The following is a 12,173-nucleotide window of genomic DNA, read 5'->3' as shown; positions in this document are numbered from 1 at the left end:
CCCAATAGGAAGGTTTATAGTGCGGGTGTCTACTTGCCCGTATTTCTCCATGAACCGCATCGTCGCCAGATTCCTGCTGTGGTGTTTGTTTGCCGCGCTGCCCCTGCAGGGGTTTGCCGCCGCGATCAGGATGTCTGGCGGCCATACGCCGCCGCCGGCGCTTCAGTTGCACGGCGCGCAGCTTCAGCAGCATATGCCGGCGCACAGCCATGCCGACGCCGCCCCGGCCCACCACCATGACGACGCTTCCTGCAGCGCCTGCTCGGCCTGCTGCGTCGGCGCCTGCGCGCCGCCGGTCTGGCCGATGTTGCCCGCGATTCCCTTTATTTCCTCGGAGGTCAGGCTGACGCCTGCGCCTTTGCTCGCCGGGCATATTCCCGAGGGGCTGGAACGTCCGCCCCGTCACGCCCCCGCCTGATTGTCTGTAGCGCCGACGCCATGGCTGTGCCTGCGCGTCGCGCCCTATCCATCGCTTCCGAGGATTTACCATGAAATTTCGACATTGCTGCGCGCTGGCCGCGTGGGTACTGCTGTCGCCTGCCTTCGCCGCCGAGCCGGCCAAGGTGAGCGATGCGCATGCGCCCGTGCCGTCCAGCGCCTATATTTCCGTCCTGGCGCAGTATCAGCCGGCCGTCGAGCCGGCCGAGCCGGCCGACCAGTTCTGGCGCGCCGCCAACAAGGCGCTTGCCGCGAAGGCTGGCACGAGCCATATGGGCCAGATGCCGCCGGCCGGCTCCGCGCCCAAGGCCGCCGATCCGCATCCAGACCATTCCATGCATCACCAGCACAAGGGGAAACAATGATGGTCCGTATTCCAGGCAGCCGGCGCACGCCGGTCGCGCTCGGCCTGGCCGCGCTGTTGCTCAGCGGCTGTGCCAGTTTTTCGAAAGATGGTGGTTTGGATGCCGTGTCGGCCCTGACGCAGGCGCGCACGGGCCAGGCCGTGCCCCTGTCCGGCGCGGAAGCCGGGCCGGACCTGGCGGCCTTGCTCGGCGAGCCTTTAAGCGCCGACGGCGCCGTGCGCGTCGCCTTGATGAATAACCGCGGCCTGAAGGCGGCGCTGGCGGAACTGGGCGCCTCCGAGGCCGATTTGGTGCAAGCCGGGCGCATGCGCAATCCCGGCTTGTCCTTCAGCCGCAGCCACGGCAATGGCGAGACGGAGATCGGCCGCGGCGTCACGTTCGACCTGATCGGCCTGTTGACGCTGCCGACGCGCAGCGGCATCGAGCGCGGCCGCTTCGAGCAGGCCAAGTTGGCCGCCGCGGCGCAGGCGGTGCAACTGGCCGCCGACACGCGCCGCGCGTATTTCCACGCGGTGGCGGCGCGCCAGGCGGTGGTGTACATGGAGCAGGCCGCCGGCGCGGCCCAGGCCGGCGCCGAATTGGCCGCGCGCATGCAGCGGGCCGGCAACTGGAGCCGCCTCGACCAGGCGCGCCAGCAAGTGTTCTACGCCGACGCGATGACGCAGCTGGCCCGCGCCACGCATGGCGCGACGGCCGCGCGCGAGCGCCTGACGCGCCTGCTCGGCCTGTGGGGCGGGCAGACCGCGTTCACCTTGCCGGAGCGCTTGCCGGACTTGCCCAAGGCGGCCGACGCCATCGCCAACATCGAGGCGCTGGCGATGGAGCGGCGTTTGGATGTGCAGATGAGCAAGCACGAAACGGCGGCCAGCGCCCGCGCGCTCGGGCTGACGCGCGCCACCGGCGTCGTCAACGTGCTCGACGCCGGCTACGCCAACAAGAGCGTCACCGGCAAGGCGCGCGAGAACGGCTACGCGATTGCGCTGGAGCTGCCCTTGTTCGACTGGGGCGGCGCGCGCACGGCCAAGGCGCAGGCGCTGTACATGCAGGCCGTGCACCGCACGGCGGACACGGCTGTGCGGGCCCGCTCGGAAGTGCGCGAGGCGTATTCGGCCTACCGCAGCAGCTACGATGTGGCGCGCCATCACCGCGACGAGGTGGTGCCGCTGCGCAAGAAGATCTCCGACGAGGTGTTGCTGCGCTACAACGGCATGCTGGCCAGCGTGTTCGAGCTGCTGTCCGACGCCCGCGAGCAGATCGGCAGCGTCAACACGGCCATCGACACCCAGCGCGATTTCTGGATCGCGCACACCGACTTGGAATCTGCCATCAACGGCAATGGCGGCGCGTCCGCAAAGGAGCAGCAATGAGCACACGCAGGGACTTCTTCAAAAACGCCGGCGTGCTGGCACTGGGCGCCGCGGCCGTGAGCCGGGCCGGCGCCGCCTCGCTGCCGGAGGCCGTCAGCATGGACGACGCCGCCACCAAGGCGCCGGCCTTGCCGCCGAACGGCCGGCCCTTCCATCCGGTGGTGACCTTGAACGGCTGGTCGCTGCCCTGGCGCATGAACAACAACGTCAAGGAATTCCACCTGGTCGCCGAAGCGGTGGTGCGCGAGCTGGCGCCCGGCATGAAAGCCAATCTGTGGGGCTACAACGGCCAGTCGCCGGGGCCGACCATCGAGGTCGTCGAGGGCGACCGCGTGCGCATCTTCGTCACCAACCGCCTGCCCGAGCACACCAGCGTGCACTGGCACGGCCAGCGTTTGCCGAACGGCATGGATGGCGTGACGGGGCTGACCCAGCCGGGCATCGCGCCGGGCAAGACCTTCGTCTACGAGTTCGTCGCCAAGCGCCCCGGCACCTTCATGTATCATCCGCACGCCGATGAAATGACGCAGATGGCGATGGGCATGATGGGTTTTTGGGTCACCCATCCGAAAGATCCGAACTTCATGAAGGTGGACCGCGACTTCGTTTTCCTGTTGAGCAATTACGACATCGAGCCGGGCAGCTTCACGCCCAAGGTCAACACGATGACGGACTTCAACCTGTTCACCTTCAACAGCCGCGTCTTTCCCGGCATCGACCCGATGGTGGCGCGCCAGGGCGAGCGCGTGCGCATCCGTTTCGGCAACCTGACGATGACCAACCACCCGATCCATATGCATGGCCACGAATTCGTCGTCACCGGCACGGACGGCGGCTGGACCCGGCCGGAGTCGCGCTGGCCCGAGGTGAGCGTCGACGTCGCCGTCGGGCAGATGCGGGCCATCGAGTTCGACGCCACCGACCCGGGCGACTGGGCCTTCCACTGCCACAAGTCGCACCACACGATGAATGCCATGGGCCACGACGTCCCGACGATGATCGGCGTGGACCACGGCGGCGTGGCGCAGAAGATCAACCGCCTGGTGCCCGACTATATGGTGATGGGCGAGCGCGGCATGGCCGACATGGAAGAGATGGAGATGCCGCTGCCCGACAACACGCTGCCCATGATGGGCGGCAAGGGGCCGTTCGGCGGCGTCGGCATGGGCGGCATGTTCACCGTGGTCAAGGTGCGTAAAGACCAGAAGCCGGGCGATTACCGCGATCCGGGCTGGTACAAGCATCCGGCCGGCACGGTGGCCTACGAATGGACGGGCGCGCTGCCCGAGCCGGTGCGCAGCCGCGCCGCCGGCGGCCAGTCGATGGCGCCGGCGCGCAAGGGCGCCGACGTGGAGATGACGGTGCGCAAACCTGCCGGCCATGCCGGACACAATTAAATTGATAGGGGAAACAACGATGAAAAATACCATGATGATGAGCGCCATGCTGGCCGCTTTCTGGACACTGGCGGCGCCGGCCGCGCTGGCGCACGAGGGCGCGCACAAGACGGCGGCCACGGCCATATCCACCGAGGAGCAGCTGTTCGGCCGCCAGGGCGACCCGGCCAACGTGACGCGCGAGATCCGCGTCGAGATGAGCGACACGATGCGTTTCACGCCATCGGATGTGGCCGTCAAGCAGGGGGAAACGGTGCGTTTTGTCGTGCATAACAAGGGCAAGGTCATGCACGAGATGGTGCTCGGCACGATGGCGCAATTGCAGGAGCACGGCGCGATGATGCGCCAGCATCCCGGCATGGAGCACGACGCGCCCTACATGGCCCATGTGAAGCCGGGCGCCACGCAGGATATCGTTTGGCAATTTACCCGCGCGGGCGACTTCAATTTCGCCTGCCTGGTGGCGGGCCACCTGGAGTCCGGCATGAAGGGCGCGCTCAAGGTCGGCGGCAAGGCGGCGCCGGACGCCGCCGCCGCGCCGCGCAGCGAGGGCGAGGTGCGCAAGGTCGATAAGGCGGCCGGCAAGATCACGCTGCGGCATGGCGAATTGAAGAATCTGGGCATGCCGCCGATGACGATGGTGTTCCGCGCCGCCGAGCCGGCCATGCTGGAGCGCGTCAAGCCGGGCGACAAGGTCAGTTTCGTCGCGCAAAAGGTCGAGGGCATCTTTACGGTGACGGAAATTGATGCAGCCCAGTAAGCGGCGTTATTCTTCCCGATAAGCAGCCGGGTGTGACAAAGCGCGTATTTCAAGACGGTGTTCCAGACTATATTGTTTGGGTGATGGCACGCTTGCATCCGCAATGAGCATACCCGGGTAGCCATCTTCCCAGCCTGGACGGGGCCCCGGTTTCCTTCGATATTTCGTCAACATGACAGTGGAATCGGGGTGGTTATGTTTGCACAAATGAAGGTGGGCACGCGCCTGATCGCGGCCTTTTTCCTCTTGGCGCTGCTGGGCGCCGTCGTCGCCGGCATTGGCATCGTCAACATGGGGCGGATCGACGACATGGCCGAGCATATGTACGGCAACGAGTTGCTCGGGCTGACCCACATCAAAAACGCGAATATTGCGCTGATCAAGATCGGCCGCGCCCGCGGCAACTTCCTGCTGGCCGCCAGCGAAGAGGAGCGCGCCACCCACCAGGCCAGCATCACCCGCTCGCTGGCCACCGGCAAGGAGCAGCTGGAGCAGGCCCGCCCCCTGTTTGTCACCGCCAGGGCCAAGGAATTGTTCACCCAGTTCGCCAGCACCGCCGCCGAATACGAGCGCCTGATGGCGCAGGCGCTGGCCGTGGCGGCACGGCAGCCGCTGACGCAGCACAACGCCGAGCTCGACGCCTTGCTGGCCGACACGCGCAAGCACGCGAACCAGCTCGACGAGGTGCTGGAGCAGTTGTCCGAGCAAAAAGAGGCGCGCGCCAAGCACTCGGCCGAGCAGACGGCGGCGATTTACGCGTCGACGCGCAGCTTCATGCTGGCGCTGGTGGCCGGCAGCGTGGTGGCCGGGCTGGCGCTGGGCGCGCTGATTACCCGCAGCCTGACGCGCCAGTTGGGCGGCGAGCCGGCCTACGCGGCCGCCATCGCCGGCGCCATCGCCGAGGGCAGGTTGGCCGTGGCCATCGACACGGAACCGAACGACCGCTCGAGCATGCTGTTCGCGATGAAGACCATGCGCGACAATTTGGCCGGCATCGTCAGGCAGGTGCGCGCCGGCACCGACACCATCGCCACGGCCTCCAGCCAGATCGCCAGCGGCAACCTCGACCTGTCCTCGCGCACCGAGGCGCAAGCCAGTTCGCTGGAGGAAACGGCGGCGTCGATGGAGGAACTGACCTCGACCGTGCGGCAGAACGCCGACAACGCGCGCCAGGCCCGGGACCTGGCCGGCACCGCCTCCACCGTGGCGGGCCGGGGCGGCGCGGTGGTCGGGCGGGTGGTCGAGACGATGGAGGCGATCAATGAGTCCTCGCGCAAGATCGTCGACATCATCGGCGTCATCGACGGCATCGCCTTCCAGACGAATATCCTGGCCTTGAACGCGGCCGTCGAGGCGGCCCGTGCCGGCGAGCAGGGCAGGGGCTTCGCCGTGGTCGCCTCCGAGGTGCGCAACCTGGCGCACCGCAGCGCCTCGGCGGCCAAGGAAATCAAGACCTTGATCGGCAATTCCGTGGCGCAGGTCGAACTGGGCGCCACGCTGGTGGGCGAGGCCGGCGCGACCATGGGCGAGGTGGTCGCCAGCGTGCAGGGCATGAATACGATCATGGCCAGCATCGCGGTGGCCGGGCAGGAGCAGGGCGCCAGCATCGAACAGGTCAATCTGGCCATCACGGAAATGGACCATGTGACGCAGAAAAACGCCGCCCTCGTCGAAGAGGCCGCCGCGGCGGCCGGGGCGCTGCGGGAGCAGGCCGCCGCGCTGGCGGCGCTGGTCGACGTCTTCAAGCTCGACGGCGAGGCGGGCCGGGTGCTGGCGCTGGCGCCGCAGCGCCGGCATGCCCACCCGGCCGCGCCCGAACGCAAGGCGGAGTTCAGCGAAGTGGCTTGAGCGGGGGCATCGCCGGGTTGCGCCGGGGGCGGCGCCGGTGTTAGGCTGGCACACCAACACGCCACCAGGGGAACACCATGAACGCATTGAAATGGCCGGGCTTGCTGGCGCTGGCCGCGCTGGCCGCGCCCTGCCACGCGCAGGAAGAGGGCGGCGTCAGCCCTTATCGTCCGTCCGTGTCGAGTCCGGCGCAACTGCCGCTGGCCGGCCAGCTGGAGCTCGAATTGGGTGTGCTCAACGCGAAGACCGGCGCGGCGCGGCGCACCAGCCTGCCTTACACCTTGAAACTGGCATTCAACGAGCAATGGGGCGTGCTGCTGGGCGGCGAAGCCCATGTGTCGGCGCGCGACGGCGCCGCGCGCGCCAGCGGGGCCGGCGACACGACGCTGGTGCTCAAGCGCGCCTTCCTGGTCGACGCCGCCACCGCCTTCGGCCTGGAATTGGCCATGAAAATGCCGACGGCGAAGCAGGCGATCGGCAGCGGCAAGCGCGACTATACGGTGAACGGCATCTTCAGCAAGGATGCCGGCGGCATCCATATCGACACCAACCTGAACCTGAGCCGCCTGGGCGACGAGGCGGACGGCGCCGGCCGCACCCAGACGGGCCTGTCGGCGGCCCTGTCGATGCCGCTGGCGCCGCAATGGGGCGCCAGCGCCGAGTTGTCCGGCACGCGCCGGCGCGGCGCCGGCCACACGGCGCAACTGTTGCTGGCCGCTACCTACAGCCCCAGCAAGCAACTGGTCATCGACTTTGGCGTCGCGCATGGCCTGAGCCGGACCACGCCGGACTGGTCGCTGTTCGGCGGCGTGGTGCTGCCGCTGGGCCGTCTCTGGTGATGTGTTCAATCCGCAACGTCTATGTGCTCCAGCGAACAGAGCACTTGCGTCTAAGCTAGTAGAATTGTGATCAGGCAGTGACAGGCATCCGCCTTAGCCACCCAGCCTTGCCGGCACGTCCGGCGAGGCGTTTTTCTATAGATGAAAGAGAACGATCATGAAGACCCTACTCCTTGCCGCAAGCTTGCTTGCCACTGTATCCAGCGCGATGGCCACCGATGTCGGTGTGTCGATTAGTGTCGGGCAACCGGGGTTTTACGGTCGCCTTGACGTCGGCCAATTTGCGCCGCCGCCAGTGATTTATGCCCAGCCGATGATCATCGAGCGGCCGGTGCGCTACGTCGAACGGGCGCCTATTTATCTGCGCGTGCCGCCAGGCCACGCCAAGCATTGGTCGAAGCATTGCCGCGCCTACAATGCCTGCGGACAGCGTGTATACTTCGTGCAAGATGGCTGGTATAACAATGAATTCGCGCCGCGCTACCGCGAACAGCACCGCGACCACCGCGACCACGGCCGCGACGAGCGCGGCTATCAGGACGACCGGCGCGACAACGACAACGACAACGACCGCGGCAAGGGCCACGGCCACGGTCGCGGCCATGGCAACGGTCACGGCAACGGCCACGGCCGCGGCAATAATTAATCGGGGCACGGGCCGTATGCACGGCTCCGGGCCGAGTTCTTCTTACCGGAGGTTGTTTGCATAGCGAAATCGTGATTGTCGGCGGCGGGGCGGGCGGGCTGGAACTGGCTTGCAAACTGGGCCGCAAGCTGGGCCCGAACCGGGTGATGCTGGTCGATAGCCGGCTCTACCATATCTGGAAGCCGTCGCTGCACGAGGTGGCCGCCGGCACCCTCGACATCCACCAGGAGGGCCTGTCCTACCAGATGCTGGCCCACGACAACGGTTTCACCTATGTGTACGGGGCCATGACGGCGCTCGACGCCGCCGCCAACACGCTCACCGTCGGCCCCATCGCCACCGAGGCGAACGAGGAGGTGGTGCCGGCGCGCCGCATCGGCTACGCCAGGCTGGTGCTGGCCATCGGCAGCACCTCGAATTACTTCGGCGTGCCGGGCGCGCAAGAACATACGATTTCGCTCAACGCGACCGAGGACGCGGAACGCTTCCGCCTGACCCTGCTGAAATTGCTGACGCTGGCGGAGCTGCACAAGGAAAGCGATGCCGACGCCAGCGTCGACATCGTCATCATCGGCGGCGGCGCCACCGGCGTCGAGCTGGCGGCCGAGTTGCGCGAGGCCAGCAGCGTCTACGCCAGCTATGGCTTCCGGCACCTGCACGCCCTCAAGGACGTCCGCATCACCTTGCTGGAAGGGGCGCCGCGCATCCTGGCGCCGCTGCCGGAGCGGGTGGCGGCGGCGGCCGTGAAACTGCTCAACGCACGCGGCATCACGGTCGTGACCGACACGCGCGTGACGGCCATCGACGCCACGCAGGTCAGCGTGGCCGGCGGCGCCAGCTATCGCGCCCATTTGTGCGTGTGGGCGGCCGGCATCAAGGCGCCCGCTTTCCTGAGCGAGCTCGGCTTGCCGACCAACCGCGCCGGGCAGATCGAGGTGGACGGCACGCTGGCCGTCAACGGCTTCCCGAACATTTACGCGCTGGGCGATTGCGCCGCCTGCAGCGGCGCCGACGGCAAACTGGTGCCGCCGCGCGCCCAGGCCGCGCACCAGCAGGCCGATTACCTGCGCGACGCCTTCCTGCGCCAGGCCGCCGGCAAGGCGCCGCACCGCGCCTCCTACATCTACCGCGATTACGGCTCGCTGGTGTCGTTCGGCCAAAGCACCTCGGTGGGCACCTTGATGGGCTCCCTGAAAGGCTTGAGCTGGTTCGTCGAGGGGTTTTTTGCGCGCATGATGTACCTCAGCCTGCATCTGCTGCATCACCAGGCCGTGCTGGGCACGGTGCGCACCGGCGTGCTGGCGCTGGCGCGTTTCCTGATCAAGCGCAGCACGCCGCTGGTCAAGCTGCACTGAGGGCGCTCAGCCCTTCGGTTTCGGCAGCGTGACCGTCAACGTGGTGCCGCCGGCGCCGGTGTCGGCCGTCAGCACCAGCATGCCGCCCAGATAGTGCACGCGCTCGCGCACGGCGCGCAAGCCATGCTTGCTCAGCTGCGTGGCCGGTCCGTCCTGCAAGCCGATGCCATTGTCCTTTACCGTCAGCATCAGCGCTTCGTCGTTGTCGTCGACGATGATGTCGACTGCGTTGGCCTGCGCGTGGGCGACGATGTTGCTCAAGGCTTCTTCCAGCGTGCGCAGCAGCGCCACGCCGTGGCCGCGCGGGCACACCAGTTCGTCTTCCGGCAGGCTGCAGCGCACGGCGATCTGGTGCTGTTCGCTGAATTGCTCGGCCAGCTCGCCGAGCGCCACCTTCACGCCGAGGAATTCCAGCTTGTCGTTCCACAGTTTCATCTGCATCTGCCGGTTCGTTTCGATCACGTTCAGCAGCAGTTGCTTCATTTGCGCCGCGCGGTCGAGCAGGACGCGTTCCTGCGGCATTTGCTGCGTCAGCAGCGACAGGTGCATGGTCAGCGCCGTCAGCGACGAGCCCAGGCTGTCGTGCAATTGCCGCGACAGGCTGCGCCGCTCGTTGTCCCAGCTGGTGTTGACGTGGCCGAGCAGTTCGCTCAGGTCGGCCGCGCGCAAGGCGTCCACTTGCGACGACTCGCTAAATTGCTCTGGTTTTGACTGTGACATAGGAAACGCCGTGTAATTGAAATGTGCAAAGGCTTTTACCTTCGGATAATACATGAGCTCGGAAATGTCTGGCGCACTGCGGTGCGGCCGCGTTTACTGCGTCGCGTCGGCGCGCGCGCAGCGCTGTATGGTTTCCAGCAACTGGTCGATGTCGACGGGTTTGACCAGGTGCAGGTCGAAGCCGGCGTCGAGCACGCGGCGCTTGTCTTCGGCCAGGCCGTAGCCGGTCAGCGCGATCAGTTTGATGGCGCGGGTGCGCGGGTCGGCGCGCAGGCGCCGCGCCACCTCGTAGCCGTCGACGCCGGGCAGGCCGATGTCGACCAGGGCCAGCTCGGGCAGGAAGTCGGCCGCCGCCTTCAGGCCCAGCAGGCCGTCGGCGGCGTGCCGCACCGGATAGCCGTGGCAGGCCAGCATCATCGCCATCACTTCGCGGCCGTCGTCGTTGTCCTCGATGAGCAGGATGCGCGGCAGGCCCGGCGCCGCCGCGCGCGCGGCGACGGGGGGCGGCGCGGCGGCCGGCTGTTGCGCGGCCGGCAGGCGCACGGTGAAGGTGCTGCCGCGGCCGGCGCCCTCGCTGTGCGCGCCGACGCCGCCGCCGTGCAGCTCGGCCAAGCGGCGCACCAGCGCCAGGCCGACGCCCAGCCCGCCTTGGGCGCGGTCCAGCGTGTTGGCGCCCTGCACGAAGACGTCGAACACGTGGGGCAGCAGTTCGGCCGCCATGCCGACGCCGGAGTCGTGCACCGTCAGCACCAGCTCGCCGGCGTCGGCGCGCAGGCCGACGCCGATGCGGCCGCCGGGCGCCGTGTATTTCAGGGCGTTGTCGAGCAGGTTGCTGACGATTTGTTCGATGCGGGTGGCGTCGCCGTCGATCCAGCCCGGCGCCGCGTCCAGCTCCAGGGTGTACTGGCTCAGGCGGCCGGTGGCGCGGAAGGTGTCGACGCAGCTCGCCGTCAGCGTCGCCAGGTCGAGCGGCTGGCGGTTCAGCCGGATCTTGCCGGACATGGCCCGGCTCAGGTCCAGCAAGTCGTCGACGATGTGGCCCAGGTGGCGGCTCTGGCGCAGGATGATGCTTCTGGCGCGCGCCGCGCCCTCGGCGGAGACGCCCGGCAGGCCGATCACGGCGGCGGCGCTGCTGATGGCGCTGAGCGGGTTGCGCAATTCGTGCCCCAGCATGGCCAGGAATTCGTCCTTGGCGCTGTTTTGCTGTTCGGCCGCCTTGCGCTCCTCGATTTCGCGCGTGAGCCGCTTGTTGGTGGCGATCAGTTCGGTGCTGCGCTGGCTCAGCTTGTGCGCCTGGCCGCGCAACAGCTCGTTCTTGCTGGCCAGCGCGACGAAAACGGACACCTTGGCGTGGAGGATTTGCGGGATGACGGGGGTGAACAGGAAGTCGACGGCGCCGCGCTGGTAGGCTTTCAGGCGGTCGATTTCATCGGCCAGGAAGGCCGTCACGAAGATGATGGGAATGTTCGCCGAGCGGGCCCGCTGGTGGATCGCCTCGGCCGTTTCAAAGCCGTCCATGCCCGGCATGTTGACGTCGAGCAGGATCACGGCGAAATCGTGCAGCAGCACCTGGCGCAAGCCTTCCTCGCCCGAGCGCGCCGCCATGACTTCGTAATGCTCCTGCTCGGCCCACTGCGCCAGCAACGAGGTGAGGGCGAACAGGCTGTTGGCATCGTCGTTGACAACGAGAATCTTGGGCTTGTCGATGGTAGGCACCTTGTCCCGGCTCTGAGAATCTGCGGAGCGCATCGCGCTTGCTGTCGGCGCAAACGGCAGGGTGTGCGGCAGGCCGCCGCCCCGGCCATTCGCCGCCCGCGCGCCTTGCCCCGCGCAATGGTTCTTGCCTTAAAGAAGGCAACTCATCATATCAATAGCCATTCTCAAAGTCAAAACCGGCGCGGGCCGCGGCGCGTCTGCGTCAAGCGGGGCGCACGCGTTTGCGTTCGCTTGCGCACATACGCGGCGGCCACGGCGTGGCATAGTCGGCTGGCAAGCGGGCGCTCCGGCGGGCGCGCCCTGGAACGCAGCGGGAGGAGGCATGATGAATATCGAGACTATCGTCGATCACCACTATGTGGGCAGGAGCTTGCGCGACATCGTCGCCGCGCCGGTGAGCGTTTTGCGCGGCGTCAGCGCGGCCGACGCCAAGGCCTTGCGGCAGGCTTTCGGCGTGTGCACGGTGCGCGATCTGGCCAATCTGCATTTCGTCAAATGGGCCGGCGCGCTGGTCACGCTGGCCGACGAGGAGCTGGCGACGCCGGAGGAGCGGGCGCAGGAGGAGTTGCTGGACGAGGCCGTCGAAATGACCTTCCCGGCCAGCGACCCGATTTCCGTCGATTCCGGCATCACGCGCATCGAGGTGGCGCCGGACAAGGTGGACGCCCACGGCGACCACCAGCGCGCCGGCCAGCAGCGCGACGAAACGAAGCCGATGTAAG

At 67.5% G+C, this 12,173-nt stretch carries 12 protein-coding genes; 10 read left to right on the top strand and 2 right to left on the bottom strand.

The features are described from left to right. Window positions 1-49: 49 nt before the first annotated feature. The 9 genes from OIK44_RS11370 to OIK44_RS11330 all read left to right on the top strand — a co-directional run bounded on the left by OIK44_RS11370 (window position 50) and on the right by OIK44_RS11330 (window position 9,015). Window positions 50-418, top strand: a complete 369-nt coding sequence (locus OIK44_RS11370; protein ID WP_273670869.1) for a hypothetical protein — start codon at window positions 50-52, stop codon at window positions 416-418. A 70-nt stretch (window positions 419-488) separates the two neighbouring features. Next, a complete protein-coding gene (locus OIK44_RS11365) occupies window positions 489-803 on the top strand; it encodes a hypothetical protein (RefSeq protein WP_273670868.1) in 315 nt (104 codons plus the stop codon). Continuing rightward, complete coding sequence (locus OIK44_RS11360) at window positions 803-2,170, top strand: TolC family protein (RefSeq protein ID WP_273671241.1); 1,368 nt, start codon at window positions 803-805, stop codon at window positions 2,168-2,170. The genes OIK44_RS11365 and OIK44_RS11360 overlap by 1 nt, the downstream gene beginning before the upstream one ends. Next, window positions 2,167-3,567: a multicopper oxidase family protein gene (locus OIK44_RS11355; RefSeq protein WP_273670867.1), complete on the top strand. Its 1,401-nt coding sequence runs from the start codon at window positions 2,167-2,169 to the stop codon at window positions 3,565-3,567. Before OIK44_RS11360 ends, OIK44_RS11355 begins: the two co-directional genes overlap by 4 nt. A 19-nt stretch (window positions 3,568-3,586) precedes the next feature. Continuing rightward, window positions 3,587-4,327: a copper-binding protein gene (locus tag OIK44_RS11350; RefSeq protein WP_273670866.1), complete on the top strand. Its 741-nt coding sequence runs from the start codon at window positions 3,587-3,589 to the stop codon at window positions 4,325-4,327. Between the two features lie 195 nt (window positions 4,328-4,522). Continuing rightward, window positions 4,523-6,175 carry a methyl-accepting chemotaxis protein gene (locus OIK44_RS11345; RefSeq protein WP_273670865.1) on the top strand — a complete coding sequence of 551 codons (1,653 nt, stop codon included), beginning with the start codon at window positions 4,523-4,525 and terminating at the stop codon, window positions 6,173-6,175. 77 nt (window positions 6,176-6,252) lie between these two features. Beyond that, the gene (locus OIK44_RS11340; RefSeq protein WP_273670864.1) at window positions 6,253-7,014 is read left to right on the top strand and encodes a transporter; all 762 of its coding nucleotides are present in this window, start codon (window positions 6,253-6,255) and stop codon (window positions 7,012-7,014) included. 157 nt (window positions 7,015-7,171) lie between these two features. Then, window positions 7,172-7,660: a hypothetical protein gene (locus tag OIK44_RS11335; protein ID WP_273670863.1), complete on the top strand. Its 489-nt coding sequence runs from the start codon at window positions 7,172-7,174 to the stop codon at window positions 7,658-7,660. Window positions 7,661-7,716: 56 nt separating this feature from the next. Further along, a complete protein-coding gene (locus OIK44_RS11330) occupies window positions 7,717-9,015 on the top strand; it encodes an NAD(P)/FAD-dependent oxidoreductase (RefSeq protein ID WP_273670862.1) in 1,299 nt (432 codons plus the stop codon). A 6-nt stretch (window positions 9,016-9,021) separates the two neighbouring features. Here OIK44_RS11330 and OIK44_RS11325 read toward each other — a convergent pair whose 3' ends face one another. Together OIK44_RS11325 and OIK44_RS11320 are read right to left on the bottom strand one after the other, a co-directional pair. After that, window positions 9,022-9,735 carry a sensor histidine kinase gene (locus OIK44_RS11325; protein WP_273670861.1) on the bottom strand — a complete coding sequence of 238 codons (714 nt, stop codon included), beginning with the start codon at window positions 9,733-9,735 and terminating at the stop codon, window positions 9,022-9,024. Between the two features lie 93 nt (window positions 9,736-9,828). Then, window positions 9,829-11,451, bottom strand: a complete 1,623-nt coding sequence (locus OIK44_RS11320) for a response regulator (protein ID WP_273670860.1) — start codon at window positions 11,449-11,451, stop codon at window positions 9,829-9,831. Between the two features lie 325 nt (window positions 11,452-11,776). Here OIK44_RS11320 and OIK44_RS11315 point away from each other — a divergent pair, with 325 nt between their 5' ends. Beyond that, complete coding sequence (locus tag OIK44_RS11315; protein WP_273670859.1) at window positions 11,777-12,172, top strand: hypothetical protein; 396 nt, start codon at window positions 11,777-11,779, stop codon at window positions 12,170-12,172. Window position 12,173 lies beyond the last annotated feature (1 nt).

Source organism: Janthinobacterium fluminis (assembly GCF_028595325.1).
Classification (GTDB): Bacteria; Pseudomonadota; Gammaproteobacteria; order Burkholderiales; family Burkholderiaceae_D; genus Janthinobacterium; species Janthinobacterium fluminis.
Note: the sequence above shows the minus strand (reverse complement) of the source record. Positions and strands in the feature narration are given on the sequence as shown.